We start from the raw sequence: 17,912 nt of genomic DNA, 5'->3' as shown, positions 1-17,912 counted from the left end.
CACGGCCAACCGGGGCGGGGGCGCAACGCCCGCGCAGGGGGAAAGGCTTGCAATGCGCGACGACATGGCGCGGGGGAACGGCTACGGTTCCGCCCCCGGTCAGGGCGAACCCGCCTGGGACCAGGGGATGTTCCGCGATGACGCGCGCGCGTACTCCCCCGAGCAGGGCGGCCACGGGAGCGCTCCCGGCTACGGGAGTGGGAGTGGGAGCGATCCCGGTTACGGCCGCGAGCAGGACACCCGGGGCATACCCGGTCCGCGGCGCGCCGAACCCGGATCGCGGCGCGCGGGCGGAGGACGGGGCGGACCGGGCGGTCCCGGTGGGCCCGACGGCCCGGACGGGCTGACCCCCGGCCCCGGCCACCGGCGCGGCGGGCAGCGTGGGCGCCGGAAGGCGAAGAGCCGCAGGCGAAAGATCCTCCAGTGGACCGCGATCGGCACCTCGGTCGCCGTCCTGGGCAGCGCGGGCGCCGCGTTCGGCTACTACGAGTACCTGTCGAGCAAGATCCGCAAGGGCCAGCGCGTCAGCGGCGACACGCACGCCGTGAAGGCGAAGGCCAACGCCAACGGCGACACCCCGCTGAACATCCTCATCCTCGGCTCGGACTCCCGTGCCGATCCCGAGGACCAGAAGCTCGGCGGTGCGGCGGACAGCGTCGGCGAGCGGGCCGACGTGATCATGATCGCGCACCTGTCGGCGGACCGCACGAACATGTCGATGGTGAGCATCCCGCGCGACACCCGGGTCGACATACCCGCGTGCGAGGACCCCAAGACGCACAAGACGTTCCCCAAGACCAACGACATCATCAACGCGTCGCTGGCCCGCGGCGGTGCCGGCTGCACGCTGGCCACCGTGCAGAACCTCACCGGCGGCCTGTACATCGACCACTGGCTGAAGATCGACTTCGCCGGCGTGGTGAAGATGGCCGACGTCCTCGGCGGCGCGGACGTGTGCGTCCAGCAGAACGTCGACGACCACTCGACCCGGGCCCAACCCGGCGGCTCGCACCTGCACATGACCGCCGGCACCCACACGGTGAAGGGCCAGCAGGCCCTGCAGTGGCTGCGCACCCGGCACGCGTTCGGCAGCGACGCCGGCCGCTCCAAGGCGCAGCACATGTACATGGGCTCGCTGCTGCGCAACCTCCGCAGCCAGAACCTCTTCTCCAACCCGGGCCGGCTCAACGACATCGCCACCAAGGCGATGGAGGCGTTCCAGGTGTCGTCCGAGATCGGCACGCCGAAGAAGCTGTACGACCTGGGCATGCAGCTCAAGAGCATCCCGCCGAACCGCACGACGATGCTCACCATGCCGCGCATCGCCGACCCGCAGGACCCCAACGCGCACTACCTGCCGGCGCCCAGCGCCGGCACCGTGTGGGCGCTGATGCGCAACGACGTCGCGATGGACGCCAACGGCAAGGCGGCGAAACCCGGTTCGCCGAGCGCCAAGCCGACCGCCCCCGCGGGTCCGCCCGCCGCGGCCGCGTCGACCATCCCCGTCTCCGTCCTCAACGGCACGTCGGGCACGCAGGGCGGCGTGCCGACCCAGCACCGGGCGGCGGACGTCGCACAGGTGCTGGTGACCAAGGGCTTCACCAAGGCGGCGCCCGTGCAGCAGGCGGCGGCGAGCCCGTCCACCACGCTGGTCTACCCGTCGAGCGGCGGGGACCAGGGCAGGGCGGACGCGCTGGCGGTCGCGAAGGCGCTGGGCTTCCCGGACAAGAACGTCAAGGCGTCCAGCAGCGTGCAGGCGATCACGCTGACCGTCGGCGCCGACTGGAAGACCGGCGGCGACTACGCGAAGACGCTGCCGACGGCGGGTTCGGTGCCGTCGGACTCCGACGCGATGAACGGCTCCGAGGACGTCAAGAAGAACTGCATGTTCATCGAGCCGACCTACCGGTTCTGAACGGGCGCCCGACAGCGGTGAGCGCCGGGCCCTCGGGGCCCGGCGCCCGTGCGTTCCGGTGGTGCGGTCCGTCCGGCCGGTCAGCGGTCCGCGGCGGTCCCGGCGGCGGGCGCCTGGGACGGCGCCGGCTCGCCGACCACGGCGGGGCGGCGGCTGGCGATCACCCGGCGGGCCAGGGACCGCGGGCTCGTCAGGAAGCCGTAACCCCAGCACATGTGCATGGTGGCCAGGGCCAGCGGGATGCGCAGGCGCGCGCCGAACGGCAGCCCGCGGCCGGCCGGGAGCGAGCCCGCGGTGATGCCGACGGCGTACGCGGCCGGGACCAGCAGCGCCCACGGGGTGAGCACGGCACCGACGACCAGCCCGGCGACGTTGGCCAGCAGGGCCGCGGGGGCGGCCAGGTAGCGGAGGTTGACCGAGCCGCGGTGGTAGCGCGTCACCACGCGGCGCCAGCGGCCGTAGTCCTTGTACTGCTTGGCGAGGGTCCGCACGCTGGGCCGCGGCCGGTAGGAGACCCGCAACTCCGGCGAGAACCAGATGAGATGGCCGGCCTCGCGGATGCGGTAGTTCAGCTCCCAGTCCTGGGCGCGGACGAACTCCACGTTGTAGCCGCCCTGCTGCTCCAGCACCTCGCGGCGGAAGACCCCGAGGTACACGGTGTCGGCGGGGGCGGCGGCGCCTCCGGTGTGGAAGGCGGCGTTGCCGACGCCGATCTTCGCGGTCATCGCGGCAGCCACCGCGTGCTCCCAGTCGTTCTCGCCCTCGGCGTGCATGATGCCGCCGACGTTGGCCGCGCCGGTCTCGTCGAGCAGCCGCACGGCGGTGGCGATGTAGTCGGCGGAGAGCATGCCGTGGCCGTCGACGCGGACCACGACGGGGTGCCGGGACGCCTGGATCGCCGCGTTGAGGGCGGCGGGGGTCCGGCCCGTCGGGTTGGGCACGGTGTGCACCCGGGCGTCCTCGGCGACGAGTTCGGCCGCGATGGCGTCGGTGCGGTCGGTGGAGGGCCCGAGGGCGATGACGACCTCGAGCTCGCCGGGGTGGTCCTGCTCGAGGATGTGCCGGACCGCGTTGCGCAGGTGCCGTTCCTCGTTGAGCACCGGCATGATCACCGAGACGGCCGGGGGTGCGGGGTGCATGGCGTCGTTCATCACGCCAAACGTTACCGCTAACGGGGGACCCCAGCGCGTGGGGTCAAGACCGACAGTCCTATTTGTCCCTAGCCTGAACGGGTTCTGTGCCCCCACCCCCGGAGGTCCTGCCCGTGCCGCCCACCCGGCGCCGCCCGCCGTCCGTCGACGTGGGCGGCCGCCCGCCCGCCCCCCGCCGCGAGCGCCCGCCCGCGGAGGGACGCGGACGGCCGGGAGGCGAGGGCCGCGGCGGGGCGGCGGGGCAGGTGCGCGGACGGCCCCCGGCCGATCCGCGGGTGCGCCGCCCGGCCGATCCCCGCGACCGGCGCCCGGCCGACCCGCGCGGGCGGCGGCCCGCCGAGCCCGGCGGACGGCGGCCCGCCGATCCGCGCCGCCGGCCGATGGCGGATCCCCGCGGGGGCCGCAGGCCCGGGCCGCGGCCCGCCCGGCAGCGGCGGCCGGTGCGCTGGGGCCTGCGGATCTCCGGCGCGATCGCACTGCTGGTGATCACCGCGAGCGGGCTGGGGCGCGCCGCGGTCAACGGCATCAGCGGCTCCATCGACCGCGTGGACGCCTTCGGCGGCATGCAGGGCCGTCCCAGCGGCTCCAAGGGCACGAACTTCCTGCTGGTGGGCACGGACGGCCGGGACGGTCTGGCGCCGGACGAGAAGAAGCACTTCCACCTCGGCGGCGCGCCCTGCCACTGCACCGACACGATCATGCTGGTGCACCTGTCGGAGGACCGGCGGCGGGCGAGCGTCGTGAGCATCCCGCGCGACACCTACGTGCGGCTGCCCGACGCCTCGACCCTGCGGGTCTCCGGCTCATCCCCCGCGGCCGGGGCCGCGGCCGGGGCCGTGGCCGCCTCCGCCGCGGGCTCCCCGCACCCGCCGGGCCCGTCGCCGACCGCGATCACCGGCACGCACCCGGCGAAGATCAACCAGGCGTACGCGCTGGGCGGCCCGAAGCTCACCGTGCGGACCGTCGAGCAGCTGACCGGTGTGCACATCGACCACTACCTGGAGGTCGACTTCACCAGCTTCATGAAGACCGTCGACGTCATCGGCGGGGTGCCGGTGTGCACGTCGGTGCCGCTGAAGGACTCCTTCACCGGGCTGAACCTGCCGGTCGGCACCACGACGCTGGACGGCGGCCAGGCGCTGCAGTACGTGCGCTCCCGGCACGTCGACGGCTCCTCCGACCTGGGCCGCATGCAGCGGCAGCAGCGCTTCCTCGCCCAGGTCATCCACAAGATGACCAGCGGGGACGTGCTGCGCGACCCGCTGGAGCTGAGCCATGTGGCGAGCACCGTGCTGGGGTCGGTGCGGGCCGACCAGGGGCTGAGCACCACCGACCTGATCCGGCTCGCGCAGGGCATGAAGGACTTCTCGCCGCGCTCGTCGGAGTTCGTGTCCGTGCCCCTGAGCGTCCTGAACTACCAGGTGCCCGGCATCGGCTCCACGGTGAAGTGGGACGAGGCCAGGGCGGGCCGGCTGTGGGCGGCGATCCGCGCGGACCAGCCGCTGGCCGCCCCGCCGGCCAAGGACGCGCCGCGCCCGAAGGCGTCCGCGGCCGCGGCCCCGGTGGACGTCGACCCCGCGACGATCAGCGTGCGGGTCGCCAACGGCACCGCGACCGACGGCCTGGGCGCGACGACGCAGAAAGCGCTGCACGACACCGGCTTCGCGACGCCCGGCGTGCCCACCACGGCGCCGCAGCGCACCGCCCGCACGGTCATCCGGTACGACCCGCGCTGGGACCGTTCGGCCCGCGCGCTGGCCGCCGCGCTGCCGGGCGCACAGCTCCAGCCCGCCGCCGGGCAGGGTCCGGTGATGAAGGTCACCCTCGGCGCGGACTTCACGAGGGTGGCGCCGGTGGCGGCCCGGGCCAAGCCCCAGCCGCCGTCCGGCACCGCGGTCACCGGCGACCAGGAGGTCTGCGCGTAGACCGGGCCGGCGGCGCGGCGCACGGGCACGGACCCGGGCCGCAGCGCGGCGCGAGGTCAGTCCTCCAGGCCCTCGGCGGCCCGCTCGCGGCGCAGCTCGACGATGGCGCGGCGCCTGGCCAGCCGGTGGGTACGGCGGATCTGGGCCTCCTGCCAGCGCCTGCGGTCCCGGTCGGTCTCGGGGAGCACCTGGGGCACCCGCCGGGGCTGGCCGTCGGCGTCGACGGCGACGAACACCAGGTAGGCGCTGGCGACCTGCTTGGCCGGGCCGGACTCGTTCCACCGCTCGGCGACGACCCGCACGCCGATCTCCATGGACGTCTTGCCGGTCCAGTTGACCTGCGCCTTGACGTGCAGCAGGTCGCCGACGCGGACGGGCTCCAGGAAGGCCATCTCGTCCATCGCGCCGGTGACCGCGGGGCCCCCGGAGTGGCGGCCGGCGACGGCGCCCGCCGCGTCGTCGACGAGTTTCATCACCACGCCGCCGTGCACGGTGCCCAGCAGGTTGGTGTCGTGGGCGCTCATGATGTGCGAGAGCGTGATGCGGGAGGCGGAGGTCGGCTTCCCCGGGATCACCGGGACGGCCGGGGTGGGCAGCGGGTCCGGCCTGCCCTGCGGTACGGCGGATGAGTCGATCACGAGTTCCACCTTATGTCCGTTACACAACCGCTGCGGCCGCCGGTCCTATGCATCGGGTCTGCTACAGAACCTCCGCGGATTCCGGTTCGCCGGCCGTATCCGGGCACACTGACCGACATGAACGGTTGGAGCGATGACACCGAGCAGCGCCGGAGTGCGGAACCGCCGCTGCCCCCCGAACTGTCGCCGCGCAGGGCAGCCACTGCCGGCGGCGGAGTCCCGTCGCAGTCGCGCCGCCCCCAGCCGGGCGGTGGCTCCTACGACGGCTACGGGCCGCCCTCGACGAGCGGCGGGCCCGACGGCGGACCCCGGCGCCCGCGCTGGAGCACCCGCAAGAAGATCGGCTACACGGCGCTCGGCCTGGTCGTCGTGCTGCTCGTGGTGTCCGTCTCCACGTACTTCTGGGCGGACTCCAAGGTCCGGCGCGAGGTCGACCTGAGCAAGGTCGAGGACCGGCCGGCCCCGGGCAAGGGCACGAACTACCTCATAGTCGGGTCCGACAGCCGCGAGGGCCTCACCGCGCAGGACGAGAAGAACCTGCACACCGGTGCCGCGTCCGGTCAGCGCACGGACTCGATGATGATTCTGCACACCGGCAGCAACGGCAACACGATGATGAGCCTGCCGCGTGACTCCTACGTCACGATCCCGGCGTTCACCGGCCAGCAGTCGGGCAAGCGCTACGGCGCCTCCACCCACAAGCTCAACCGCGCCTACGCCGACGGCGGCCCGGAGCTGCTCACCCGCACCGTCGAGTACAACACCGGCATCCACATCGACCACTACGCGGAGATCGGCTTCTCCGGCTTCGTGAACCTGGTCAACGCGCTCGGCGGCGTCAACATGTGCCTGGACAAGGCCGTGCACGACAAGGCCTCGGGCGCGGACTTCAAGGCCGGCTGCCAGAAGCTGAACGGCCAGCAGTCGCTGGCGTTCGTCCGGCAGCGCCACCAGGAGGCGGACCAGGACCTGGGCCGCATGCGCAACCAGCAGAAGTTCCTCTCGACGCTGGCCCACCAGGCCGCGTCGCCGTCGACGGTCCTCAACCCGTTCAAGCTCTACCCGGTGATCGGATCGGGCCTGGACACCCTCATCGTCGACAAGAAGATGAGCCTGTGGGACCTCACGTCCATGTTCTGGGCGATGAAGGGCGTCACCGGCGGCGGAGGCCACTCGATCACCGTGCCGATCGCCAACTCCAACTACATGACCCCCAACGACGGTGACGCCGTGAAGTGGGACATGACGAAGGCCAAGCAGCTCTTCGGCGAGCTGCGGAACGACGACAAGGTCACGGTGTCCGGCAACTAGCACCGGCCGCCCGGGCCCGCGGCCCGGACGCGCACACGACGGCGGCCCGGCTCCCCTCGGGGGGAGCCGGGCCGCCGCGTGTCATGCGGGGAACCGGTCCGCCGACCGGTCCCCTGCCCGCGTCAGTGGCGGGCGGGAGTCCGCCGGCGCAGCATGAAGACCGCGCCACCGCCGACCGCCACGAGGGCGGCCGCGATGCCGGCGATCATGCCGGTGTTGCTGCCGCCACCGGTCTCGGCCAGGTTCTGGCCGCCGCCGGCCGCGGGGGACGGCGCGTTGGTGTCCGCGACGGCCGCGGCGCTGGTGGAGCTGCTCGCGGAGGCCGCGGGCGTGCTCGGCGTCGCCGAGGTGGTCGGGGAGTCCGACGGGCTCGGAGAAGCCGACGTGCTGGGGCTGGTCGGCACGGTGGGCGCGGAGCAGGCCTTGTCCGGCGTCGTGACGTCCTTGGTGCCGACGTCGGCACCCGAGGTCTTCTTCACGGTGACGGTGTAGGTCGTGCTCGGCTGCCAGTCCACCGGGAACTGCACGGTGACGCCGTCACCGGAGCCGATGACGGCGGTCTTGCTGCCGACGTCCTGCCCGCCGGTCGACACGGTGATGTCGACGGGGGTGTTGGAGCCGTCCTTGTCCACGACCTGGATGTAGCCGTGGCCGGAGTCGTCGCACCCGGCACTGGGCGTGAACTCGGTGATGGAACAAGCGAGCGCGGTGCCTGCAACGCCCAGCGCAAGCGCGGCTGCGGCGGAGGCAACGCCGATGGTACGCACCGCTATGGCGGTGCGGCGGTTTGTGGACACGTCTTCCCTTCACGGGATCGGTTCTCGTCGGAGTCGCCATCCAGCGCTGGCCGTTCGGCCCCCCGTCTCGCTGGTGATGACGCCCCACAGCTCTACAAGTCGCCGCGAGTCGTTGTCAATTGGCGGCAAATGGGACTCAAAGCACTCATGCCGTCGCCGGACCCGTGCAAACACTGCCAAGAGGTCACGGGCCCGCGGAGGTTTATTACAGAGTTGAGACCTACGGAGCCCCACCGGCTCCGCACGTCACAGGAGTTGACAGTTGATCGACGGCCGGTCGTCAGCCGGTCGTCACGAGACACGGTTGCCCAGTTTGTCCAGGCTGTGGGTGGCGACGTAGTCGGCCATCGTGTCGTTGCGCAGCGCCTCCCACAGCTCCGAGGAGGCGTTGGGGTCGAGCAGGACGACGGACTGCTTCTGGATGGTGTCGAAGCCGCCGACGGGCGCGTTCATGAAGACCATGTCGGACGAGCGCACGTCGCGCATGTTCCACACCAGGCCGCGCAGGTCGCCGTCCGAGAGCCGGTCGTCGACGCTGACCACCGACGTGACCTGGTCCAGGGTCCGCTTCAGCTTCAGCGGGTTGGTGAACGTGCCGCCGGAGAGCATCTTGGAGAGCACCGCGCGCAGGAAGTTCTGCTGCCGGTGGGTGCGGTCCAGGTCGCCGCGCGGCAGCCCGTAGCGCTCGCGCACGTAGTCCAGGGCGTCGTCGCCGTTCATGTGGTGGGTGCCGGCGGTCCAGTAGCCGCCGGGGCCGTTGTAGCGCTTGACGGTCTTGTCCACGGTGATGTCGACGCCGCCGACGGCGTTCGTCAGGTTCTTGAAGCCGCTCCAGTCGATGACCGCGAGGTGGTCGACCGTGACCTTCGTCAGGCGCTGCACGGCGTCGATGAGCAGCGGCGGGCCGCCCCAGGAGAACGCGGCGTTCAGCTTGGCCTGGCCGTGGCCGGGGATGGTCACCCACGAGTCGCGGGGGAGCGAGACGACGTAGGCATGTTTGTGGTCGGCGGGCAGGTGGACGAGCATCATCGTGTCGCTGCGCTGCGCGCCCGGCTTCCATTCCGGGGCCTTGGCGTCCTTGCCGGTCGTCGGCAGGTCCGAGCGGGAGTCGACGCCGACGAGCAGGAAGGTCTCGCTGCCGTCCTTCGACGGCGGCGGCAGGGCGGAGCGCGGCACGTTGGTCGGGAAGGCGTCGGGGATGCGCTGGACGCGGCCGGTGTAGTGCTCGTAGGCCCAGTAGAAGGTGCCGGCGATCAGCAGGACGCCGGTGCACAGCAGGCCCAGGGCGGCGAACAGCACGCGGCGGGTCCGGCGCCTGCGCCGCGCCCTGCGCTCGGGGTCGCCGGGTCGCACGGGGTCCGTCCCCGGGGCGCCCGGGTCCGCGGGGCCGGTTCCGGGCTCGTCGGGGACGGCCGGCGCGGCTCCGGACTCCACGGCGACTCCGGACTCCACGGCGGTCCGGGCTCCGGGGACCGTCCCGGACGCGCCGCCACGGCCCTCCGCGCCGCCGGACAGGAGTGTGTCGAGCGTCTCGCGTCTGCCGTCCTCCCCGCCCGTACCGCCGCTACCGGTCGTGCTGCCCGTACTTCCGGCGCCGGCCGCTTCCCCCGCGCCTTCGCCGCTGCCGACTCTGCCGCCGTCCCCGTCCCCGTCCCCGTCGCTGCCGACGCCCATCCCCAGCACCCCCACACCCCGGCCCGCCCATAGATCCGCCCGTGCGACGTATGGACGCATTGTGGACCTCCGCGTTCGACCTCACCCCTGATTTGGCCGAGCCGGTGCCGACTATGCTCGCCGCATGCCTCTCAAGCTCACCGTCATCGGACTCGGCTACCTCGGCGCCACCCACGCTGCCGCCATGGCTGAGCTCGGCTTCGACGTCCTTGGCCTCGACATCGATCAGACGAAGACCGACCTGCTCGCGACCGGCAGGACGCCGATGTTCGAGCCCGGTCTCGAGGACCTGCTCGCCCGGCACGTGGCCGGGATCGAGGGCTCCAGCGGGCGTCTGCGCTTCACCGCGTCCTGGGAGGAGGTGGCCGAGTTCGGCGACGTGCACTTCGTGTGCGTGAACACCCCCCAGAAGCACGGTGAGTACGCGTGCGACATGAGCTACGTCGACTCCGCCGTCTCGATGCTGGCCCCGCACCTGCGGCGGCCCACGCTGGTGGTCGGCAAGTCGACGGTGCCGGTGGGCAGTGCCGCCCGGCTGGCCTCGATGCTGCGGGAACTGGCCCCGGCCGGCGACGAGGTGCAGCTGGCGTGGAACCCGGAGTTCCTGCGCGAGGGCTTCGCGGTGGACGACACCCTGCACCCGGACCGGATCGTGGTCGGCGTCGACGACGAGCGCGCTGAGGCGCTGCTGCGCGAGGTGTACGCCAAGCCGGTCTCGGAGGGCACGCCGTTCGTCGTGGCGGACTACCCGACGGCCGAGCTGGTGAAGACGGCGGCGAACGCCTTCCTCGCCACGAAGATCTCCTTCATCAACGCGATGGCCGAGGTGTGCGAGGCCGCCGGCGGCGACGTCGCCACGCTGGCCGAGGCGATCGGCCACGACGACCGGATCGGCCGCAAGTTCCTGCGGGCCGGCATCGGCTTCGGCGGCGGCTGCCTGCCCAAGGACATCCGCGCGTTCATGGCGCGGGCCGGTGAGCTGGGCGCGGACCAGGCGCTGACGTTCCTGCGCGAGGTCGACTCGGTGAACATGCGGCGCCGCACCCACATGGTGGAGCTGGCCAGGGAGGCCCTCGGCGGCGGTTTCCTGGGCCGCCGCATCGCGGTGCTCGGCGCGACGTTCAAGCCGGACTCCGACGACGTGCGGGACTCGCCCGCGCTCAACGTGGCCGGGCAGATCCAGCTGCAGGGCGGCCAGGTCACTGTCTACGACCCCAAGGGCATCGACAACGCCCGGCGGCTGTTCCCGACGCTCGGCTACGCGCCGACCGCGCTGGACGCGGTGCGCGGCGCGGACGCCGTGCTGCACCTGACCGAGTGGCAGGAGTTCCGCGAGCTGGACCCCGCGGCCCTGGCCGAGGTCGCCGGGCAGCGGCACATCCTGGACGGCCGCAACACGCTCGACCCCGCGGTCTGGCGCAAGGCCGGCTGGACCTACCGCGCGATGGGCCGCCCCACGGCGTAGCACCGCACGCACCTTCCGCCGCCCGCCGCCCGCCGCCCGCCGCCCGCCGCCCGCCGCCCGGACACGCGTTCCCGGGATCCGCCGTCCCGGGAACGCGTGCATAGAGCCGGTAAAGCCGCGGAGGCCGCGAAGTCGGCCCTCCACCTGTTCGTCTACAGTCCTGTAGACCTACAGCGATGGCGCGTCCGCGCCGGAGAGGCGGCGGAAGCCCCATGGAGCAGTCCGGATACGGCAACACGGTCGCGGCGGAGACGGCGCGCACCGGGCCCGCGCACCGCCGGCGCGGCGCGGCGGACCCGCGGGCCTGGACGAAGGTGCCGGTACGGATCACCGCGTGGTTCTGGCTCGCCAAGGTGCTGACCACCGGGATGGGCGAGACCACCTCGGACTTCCTCGGCCACGCGCTGAACCCCGCGGTGGCCGGCGCGATCGGGCTGCTGGGCCTGGCGGGCGCGCTGCTGCTGCAGTTCCGCGTCCAGCGCTACTCGCCCTGGATCTACTGGCTCGCGGTCGTCATGGTGAGCGTCTTCGGCACGATGGCCGCCGACGTCGTCCACGTGGTCGCCGGCGTGCCCTACGCGGTCTCCACGGTGGCGTTCTCGGTGCTGCTGGTCGTGGTGCTGACGGCCTGGTACCGCAGCGAGGGCACCCTGTCGATCCACAGCATCTCCACCCCGCGCCGCGAGCGGTTCTACTGGGCCACCGTCCTGACGACGTTCGCGCTCGGCACCGCCTGCGGCGACCTCACCGCCGGCACCCTGCACCTGGGCTACTTCTCGTCCGGCGTGCTGTTCGCGGTGGCGATCGTGGTTCCGGCCCTCGCGCGGCTGATGGGCCTCAACGCGGTGGCCGCGTTCTGGTGGGCGTACATCCTGACCCGCCCGCTGGGCGCGTCCTTCGCCGACTGGATGGGCGTGCCCACCCACCGCGGCGGGCTCGGCTGGGGCACCGGCCCGGTCAGCCTGGCGCTGGCCGCGCTGATCGTGGTGGCGGTCGGCTACCTGGCGGCCGAGGACCGCAGGTCCGGGACGCTCGCCTGAGGCCTGGACCCCGCGGGGCCGGGGCGCCTCGCCGGCGCCCGGCACCGCCCGTGACGCGGGCGGGTGTCCGACCCTGACTCAGGCGCCCGCCCGCCGCCGGCGGTAGCCGCGCATCTTCTCGCGGCTGCCGCAGATCGCCATCGTGCACCAGCGGCCGCGGCCCGCCGGGCTGCGGTCGTAGTACACCCAGCGGCAGCTCTCGGCCGCGCACGCCTTCAGCCGCGGCCAGGTGCCGGCCGCGACCCCCGCGGCCACGGCGGCCGCGACCTCCGCGGTGAGCGCCGCCAGCCCGGCGAGGCCCTCGGCCGGGCGCACGGCGGCCCCTCCCGCGGCGTCGGCCTCGAGCCGCAGCGGTGCCGCCGCCAGCAGCGCGTTCACCCCCCGCAGCGCCTCGGCCGGCACGTCGGCACCCGCGTGCGCCGCGCACACCTCCCGCAGGGCCTCGCGCAGTTCCAGCGCGCCCGCCAGCGTGCCGGCGTCGACCGGCCCGGCCCCGATCCCGCGTGCCCGCAGCCAGGCCGCCAGGTCCTCCGGCGTCCCCCACGCCTCGTCCCCGCCCTCCAGGTCCACGGTGTTGACCAGATCCTGGACGAGATCCAGGGGGGCGGGCGCGGGGTCGCGAAGTGCCGGCTGCTCCATCCTTGCCACGTTACCGCCGTACCGCCATGATGAGGTAACGGTTACCGGCTGACCGTGCATACGGGTAACGCGTACCCGAGAGACCGCGACGCCGGCCGGTGGCACCACCGCCACGAGAGGAGCGCCCCATGATCGGCACCCTGTCCGCCGTCGTCCTGGACTGCCGCGACCCCCAGGCCCTGGCCGCCTTCTACGCCGAGGTGCTGGGCGGCGAGATCACGGTGGAGGAGGAGGGGAGCTGGGTGGAGCTGGAGCGGGCGGGACAGCAGCGGCTGAGCTTCCAGCTCGCCCCCGGACTGCGCGCCCCCGCCTGGCCGGACCCCGAGCGGCCGCAGCAGTTCCACCTGGACATCGCCGTGCAGGCCGCGCGGATGGACGACGCGGAGAAGCGCGTCCTGGAGCTGGGCGCGCGCCTGCTGGAGGGCGACGGCGACGGCGCCCGCACCTGGCGCGTGTACGCCGACCCCGAGGGCCACCCCTTCTGCCTCTGCGCCTGCTGAGCCGGCGCCCACCGCCGCCACGCCCCCGCCCGGTCACCACCCCCACCACCGTTCGTCGTCACCCGGACGCCGTACCGTAGCCCGGTGGGTGGAAGCTGCTGCTGCCTCCAGCGCAGCCGACGAGGGGACCTCCGACAGCGGTGGCCGTACTGACAACTCCGCCGCCGCAGCGGCGGCGCCGAAACGTGCCGTGGCGCACGATGGCCGGCCTGCTGCCGGCCCTGCTGGTCGGTGCCTGGATGGCCGGGCACTGGTCGGTGGTCGCCGACGGTGGCCGCGACCTGCTCTCGGCCCACCGCGGCTGGCTCGTCGCGGCCCTCGCCGCGACCGGTCTGGGCTGGGTCGCCAACGCCCTGGCCCGGCAGGGCACCGTCCACGAACGCCTGCCCGCGGTACGGCTGGTGGTCACCCAGTTCGCGGCCACGGCCGCGGGACAGCTCGCCCCGGCCGGGATCGGCGCGAGCGCCGTCAACCTGCGCTTCCTGCGCAACCACGGGCTGCCGCTGATGCGGACCTCGGCGGCGCTCGCGCTGTACTCGCTGGCCGAGTCGATCAGCCGGGTCACCCTGCTGCTGGTGCTGCTGGTCGCCTTCCCGCACGCCCTGCACACCGCGGGGATGCTGCCGGGCCGCACCGGCATGGTGCTGGTCGCGGTGATCGCCTCGGCCGTGCTGGCCGGCGCGGTGGCGGTGCTGGCCTCCATGCGGCGGGTGCGGGACGCGGTCCGCGGCTTCGTGGTCTCCGCGGTGGCCGACATGCGCTCGCTGCACGCCCGCCCGTCCAGGGCCATCGCCCTGTGGGGCGGCTCCCTCGCCTTCCCGGTCCTCCAGGCGGCGTCGATGGCCGCGGTGGCCATGGCCCTGGACATGCCGGTGCCGGCGGTGCACGTCGGGATCGCCTACCTGGCGGCGACGTGCCTCGCCGCCGTGATACCCAGTCCGGGCGGCATCGGCTCGGTGGACGCCGCGCTGGCGCTGGCCCTGGTCGCGGCCGGGTCGCCGACCGCGACCGCGGCCTCGGCGGTGCTGGGCTTCCGCATCGTCACCGTGTGGCTGCCGCTGGTGCCCGCCGCCGTCGCGCTGTCCGCGCTGATCCGGCGCAAGGTCCTGTAGCCGCCGCGGGCGGACGCCGGCGCGCCCGCCCGTCCCCGCTCAGACGCCGTCGAGTTCCTCGATCGTCGCCGTCGAGGGACCGCGCCGGGCCTGGAGGGCCGCCGCCGCGGTCTCCGCGTCCCGCAGCACGCGCACGGCGTTGCGCCAGGTCAGCTTGGCGAGGTCCGCGTCGGACCAGCCGCGGTCCAGGAGTTCGGCCACCAGCCGCGGGTAGGACGCCACGTCCTGGAGGTCGGCGGGGGTGAACGCGGTGCCGTCGAAGTCGCCGCCGATGCCGATGTGGTCGACGCCGGCCACCTCGCGCATGTGGTCCAGGTGGTCGGCGACGGTGGCCGCGGTGGCGAGCGGCCGCGGGTGCGCCTCCTCGAAGGCGCGCTGCACGACCATGGCCTCGGGCGTGGTGTCCAGCGGGTGCAGGCCGTTCGCGCGCATGTTGGCGTCGGCCTGGAGCGTCCACTCGATGGCGGCCGGCAGGATGAACTTCGGCACGAACGTGGCCATCGCGACACCGCCGTTGGCGGGCAGCGCGGCGAGCACGTCGTCGGGGATGTTGCGGACGTGGTCGCAGACCGCGCGGGCCGAGGAGTGCGAGAAGAGCACCGGGGCCTCGGCGACGCGCAGCGCCGCGCGCATCGTGTCCGGCGCGACGTGGGAGAGGTCGACGAGCATGCCCAGCCGGTTCATCTCCCGGACGACCTCCGCGCCGAACGCGGTGAGGCCGCCGGGCACCGGCTTGTCGGTGGCCGAACCGGCCCACGCGGTGTTGTCGTTGTGGGTCAGCGTCATGTAGCGGACGCCCAGGTCGTACAGGCTCCGCAGCACGCCCAGCGAGTCGTCGATGCTGTGGCCGCCCTCGGCGCCCATCAGGGACGCGATGCGGCCGCCCGCGCGGGCCGCCTCCATGTCGTCGGCGGTCAGCGCGAGCCGCAGGTCCGCGCTGTGCAGCGCGGTCATCCGGCGCACCACGTCGATCTGCTCCAGCGTCGCGGTGACCGCGTCGGCCCCCGCCAGGCTGGTGGAGACGTACACCGACCAGAACTGCGCGCCCACCCCGCCGGCCCGCAGCCGCGGGATGTCGGTGTGGGTGCGCTCGCGCTGGTCGGCGGCGATGTCCAGCCGGTTCAGGTCGTACGAGACCTGCTCGCGCAGCGCCCACGGGAGGTCGTTGTGCCCGTCCACGACGGGATGGGCGGCGAGCAGGTCACGGGCGCGGGCGAGGAGATCCATGCCCCGCAGCCTATTGGCCGCCGAACCCGAATCCCGCGGCACCCGCGACCTTGGCCCGCAGGCGTCGCCCCTTGTCGGTGGCCTGTTCGGTCAGCGACTCCTGGAACTCCCGCATGCGCACGAGCAGTTCGGGGTCGTGGGCGGCGAGGATGCGCGCCGCGAGCAGACCGGCGTTGCGGGCGCCGCCGATGGAGACGGTGGCGACGGGCACGCCGGCCGGCATCTGCACGATGGACAGCAGCGAGTCCATGCCGTCGAGGTACTTCAGCGGCACCGGGACGCCGATGACCGGCAGCGGGGTGACGGACGCGAGCATGCCGGGCAGGTGGGCGGCACCGCCCGCGCCGGCGATGATCGCCTTCAGGCCGCGCTCGGCGGCCTGCTCGCCGTACGCCACCATGGCGTGCGCCATGCGGTGCGCGGAGACCACGTCGACCTCGTACGGGACGGCGAACTCGTCCAGCGCCTGGGCCGCGGCCTCCATCACGGGCCAGTCGGAGTCCGAGCCCATGACGATGCCGACCAGCGGGCCGCGGGCCGGCTGAGGCGCTTCACTCATCGATCGTTCCTCGCAGGTATCCGGCCGCGTGGGCGGCGCGCTCGCGCACGTCCGCCAGGTCGTCGCCGTAGGTGTTGACGTGGCCGACCTTGCGGCCGGGCTTCACGTCCTTGCCGTACATGTGGATCTTCAGGCCCGGGTCGCGGGCCATGCAGTGCAGGTAGGCCGGATACATGTCGGGGAAGTCCCCGCCGAGCACGTTGGCCATCACCGTCCAGCGGGCCCGCGGGCGCGGGTCGCCGAGCGGCAGGTCGAGGACGGCCCGCAGGTGGTTGGCGAACTGGGAGGTGGCGGCGCCGTCCATCGTCCAGTGGCCGCTGTTGTGCGGGCGCATCGCCAGCTCGTTGACCAGCACCACGGAGCCGCCGTCGGGGCGCCGGACCTCGAACAGCTCGACGGCCAGGTGGCCGACGACGCCCAGCTCGCGGGCCACGGTCAGGGCGAGCTGCTGGGCCTGCGCCGACAGCTCGTCGGACAGTCCGGGCGCGGGCGCGATCACGGTGTCGCAGACGCCGTCGACCTGGATCGACTCCACGACGGGGTACGCCACGGCCTGGCCGTGCGGGGACCGCACGACGTTGGCGGCGAGCTCCCGGACGAAGTCGACCTTCTCCTCGGCGAGCACCGGCACCCCGGCGCGGAACGGCTCGGCGGCGTCGGCCTCGGAGCGGGCGATCCACACGCCCTTGCCGTCGTAGCCGCCGCGGACGGTCTTCAGCACGACGGGGTAGCCGTCGCCCTCGTCGGCGAACCGCGTGACGTCGGCCGGGTCGGCGACGATGCGGTGCCGCGGGCAGGGCACGCCGATCGCGTCGAGCCGGGCCCGCATGACGCCCTTGTCCTGGGCGTGCACGAGCGCGTCGGGGCCGGGGCGCACGACGATGCCGTCCGCCTCCAGGGCCCGCAGGTGCTCGGTGGGCACGTGCTCGTGGTCGAAGGTGAGGACGTCGCAGCCCGCGGCGAAGGCCCGCAGCGTGTCCAGGTCGCGGTAGTCGCCCACCGTGACGTCGTGGACCACCTGGGCGGCCGAGTCCTGCGGCGTGTCGCTGAGAATCCTGAAGCGGATGCCGAGGGGGATGCCGGCCTCGTGGGTCATGCGGGCCAGCTGGCCGCCGCCGACCATGCCGACTACGGGGAATGTCACGGTTCTTCCTGCCGGGATACGCGGGTGGTGCGAGGGGACCAGTGCGCGTCCTAGCCCCGCCGGATGGCACCTACCAGGGTATCTTCCGTACGACCGCACCAACAACGAGCCGTGATCGCCGTACGATCGCACTACATGGTTAGCATGAGGGGGGCGCTATTGACTCCCCGCACCCGGACCGCGAACGGTTGGCCGCCCTGGTGCTCGATCCGCACAGACAGGGCCGAACGATCACCATGAGCGGACTGCGCACCCTGGGCTCGAATCTGAAGCGGTTGCGCAGCGAGATCGCCAAGTTCGGTGCCGTGGGCGGCGCCGGCGTCCTGGTGAACCTCGGCGTCTTCAACCTGATCATGCACAACACCGGACTGCAGACGGTCCGGTCGTCGATCATCGCCACGGTCGTGTCGATCGCCTTCAACTACGTCGGCTTCCGCTACTTCACCTACCGTGACCGCGACAAGGCCGGACGCACCCGCGAGCTGGGGCTGTTCCTGCTGTTCAGCGCCATCGGCCTGGTGATCGAGAACGGCATCCTGTACCTGGCCACCTACGGCTTCGGCTGGGACAGCACGGTGCAGAGCAACGTCTTCAAGTTCCTCGGCATCGGCGTGGCGACGCTGTTCCGCTTCTGGTCGTACCGCACCTGGGTGTTCAAGGCGCTGCCCGGGGCGGGCGCGGTGGGGCAGGCCGAAGCCATACTGGCCGAGTCCCGGGTGCAGGAGCGGCCCGGCAAGGACGGCCCCTCCCCGGCGAAGAAGCGCCTCTGATCCCGCGCGCCCCGGCCGGCCGGGGCGCCGGTCGGTCCTCGAGGC

At 73.3% G+C, this 17,912-nt stretch carries 16 protein-coding genes; 8 read left to right on the top strand and 8 right to left on the bottom strand.

Translation table 11 applies throughout. The features are described 5' to 3' along the window. Positions 1-52: 52 nt before the first annotated feature. The gene (locus tag BMW99_RS28145; protein WP_245791657.1) at positions 53-1,915 is read left to right on the top strand and encodes an LCP family protein; all 1,863 of its coding nucleotides are present in this window, start codon (positions 53-55) and stop codon (positions 1,913-1,915) included. Positions 1,916-1,995: 80 nt separating this feature from the next. Here the strand turns inward: BMW99_RS28145 and BMW99_RS28140 are convergent, their stop codons facing one another. Next, the gene (locus BMW99_RS28140) at positions 1,996-3,054 is read right to left on the bottom strand and encodes a glycosyltransferase family 2 protein (protein ID WP_075017790.1); all 1,059 of its coding nucleotides are present in this window, start codon (positions 3,052-3,054) and stop codon (positions 1,996-1,998) included. A 392-nt stretch (positions 3,055-3,446) separates the two neighbouring features. Between BMW99_RS28140 and BMW99_RS28135 the strand changes: the two genes are divergently transcribed. Beyond that, positions 3,447-4,991, top strand: a complete 1,545-nt coding sequence (locus tag BMW99_RS28135) for an LCP family protein (protein WP_075017789.1) — start codon at positions 3,447-3,449, stop codon at positions 4,989-4,991. Positions 4,992-5,047: 56 nt separating this feature from the next. Here the strand turns inward: BMW99_RS28135 and BMW99_RS28130 are convergent, their stop codons facing one another. Continuing rightward, positions 5,048-5,626 carry an acyl-CoA thioesterase gene (locus tag BMW99_RS28130; protein WP_407640329.1) on the bottom strand — a complete coding sequence of 193 codons (579 nt, stop codon included), beginning with the start codon at positions 5,624-5,626 and terminating at the stop codon, positions 5,048-5,050. A gap of 120 nt (positions 5,627-5,746) precedes the next feature. Between BMW99_RS28130 and BMW99_RS28125 the strand changes: the two genes are divergently transcribed. Then, positions 5,747-6,940: an LCP family protein gene (locus tag BMW99_RS28125; RefSeq protein WP_069464637.1), complete on the top strand. Its 1,194-nt coding sequence runs from the start codon at positions 5,747-5,749 to the stop codon at positions 6,938-6,940. Between the two features lie 122 nt (positions 6,941-7,062). On the opposite strand, the gene BMW99_RS28120 is transcribed toward BMW99_RS28125, so the two are convergent. Together BMW99_RS28120 and BMW99_RS28115 are read right to left on the bottom strand one after the other, a co-directional pair. Next, positions 7,063-7,737, bottom strand: a complete 675-nt coding sequence (locus BMW99_RS28120) for an LAETG motif-containing sortase-dependent surface protein (RefSeq protein ID WP_069464636.1) — start codon at positions 7,735-7,737, stop codon at positions 7,063-7,065. A gap of 291 nt (positions 7,738-8,028) precedes the next feature. Next, a complete protein-coding gene (locus BMW99_RS28115; RefSeq protein ID WP_079176203.1) occupies positions 8,029-9,411 on the bottom strand; it encodes an LCP family protein in 1,383 nt (460 codons plus the stop codon). Positions 9,412-9,535: 124 nt separating this feature from the next. On the opposite strand from BMW99_RS28115, the gene BMW99_RS28110 reads away from it, so the two are divergent. Beyond that, on the top strand, positions 9,536-10,876 hold the full coding sequence (locus tag BMW99_RS28110) for a UDP-glucose dehydrogenase family protein (protein WP_075017782.1): 1,341 nt from the start codon (positions 9,536-9,538) through the stop codon (positions 10,874-10,876). 212 nt (positions 10,877-11,088) lie between these two features. Next, on the top strand, positions 11,089-11,916 hold the full coding sequence (locus BMW99_RS28105; RefSeq protein WP_079176202.1) for a COG4705 family protein: 828 nt from the start codon (positions 11,089-11,091) through the stop codon (positions 11,914-11,916). A 78-nt stretch (positions 11,917-11,994) separates the two neighbouring features. Here the strand turns inward: BMW99_RS28105 and BMW99_RS28100 are convergent, their stop codons facing one another. Continuing rightward, complete coding sequence (locus BMW99_RS28100; RefSeq protein ID WP_075017781.1) at positions 11,995-12,555, bottom strand: CGNR zinc finger domain-containing protein; 561 nt, start codon at positions 12,553-12,555, stop codon at positions 11,995-11,997. Between the two features lie 128 nt (positions 12,556-12,683). Between BMW99_RS28100 and BMW99_RS28095 the strand changes: the two genes are divergently transcribed. Further along, the gene (locus BMW99_RS28095) at positions 12,684-13,055 is read left to right on the top strand and encodes a VOC family protein (protein ID WP_075017780.1); all 372 of its coding nucleotides are present in this window, start codon (positions 12,684-12,686) and stop codon (positions 13,053-13,055) included. A gap of 140 nt (positions 13,056-13,195) precedes the next feature. Continuing rightward, entirely contained in the window at positions 13,196-14,167 is a 972-nt protein-coding gene (locus BMW99_RS28090; RefSeq protein WP_245791656.1) for a lysylphosphatidylglycerol synthase transmembrane domain-containing protein, read from the top strand. A gap of 39 nt (positions 14,168-14,206) precedes the next feature. Here BMW99_RS28090 and BMW99_RS28085 read toward each other — a convergent pair whose 3' ends face one another. From BMW99_RS28085 to BMW99_RS28075, 3 genes are read right to left on the bottom strand one after another with little or no spacing between them, the layout of a single operon-like run. Next, a complete protein-coding gene (locus tag BMW99_RS28085) occupies positions 14,207-15,394 on the bottom strand; it encodes a dipeptidase (protein ID WP_069462038.1) in 1,188 nt (395 codons plus the stop codon). A gap of 10 nt (positions 15,395-15,404) precedes the next feature. Next, positions 15,405-15,953 carry a 5-(carboxyamino)imidazole ribonucleotide mutase gene (gene purE / locus BMW99_RS28080; protein WP_069462037.1) on the bottom strand — a complete coding sequence of 183 codons (549 nt, stop codon included), beginning with the start codon at positions 15,951-15,953 and terminating at the stop codon, positions 15,405-15,407. Continuing rightward, positions 15,946-17,097 carry a 5-(carboxyamino)imidazole ribonucleotide synthase gene (locus BMW99_RS28075; RefSeq protein WP_075017778.1) on the bottom strand — a complete coding sequence of 384 codons (1,152 nt, stop codon included), beginning with the start codon at positions 17,095-17,097 and terminating at the stop codon, positions 15,946-15,948. Before BMW99_RS28075 ends, purE begins: the two co-directional genes overlap by 8 nt. Before the next feature lie 236 nt (positions 17,098-17,333). On the opposite strand from BMW99_RS28075, the gene BMW99_RS28070 reads away from it, so the two are divergent. Next, positions 17,334-17,867, top strand: coding sequence for a GtrA family protein (locus BMW99_RS28070; RefSeq protein ID WP_069462035.1), 534 nt, complete (start codon positions 17,334-17,336; stop codon positions 17,865-17,867). The last annotated feature ends 45 nt before the right edge of the window (positions 17,868-17,912 follow it).

The organism is Actinacidiphila rubida, from assembly GCF_900110255.1.
Lineage (GTDB): Bacteria > Actinomycetota > Actinomycetes > Streptomycetales > Streptomycetaceae > Actinacidiphila > Actinacidiphila rubida.
Note: the sequence above shows the minus strand (reverse complement) of the source record. Positions and strands in the feature narration are given on the sequence as shown.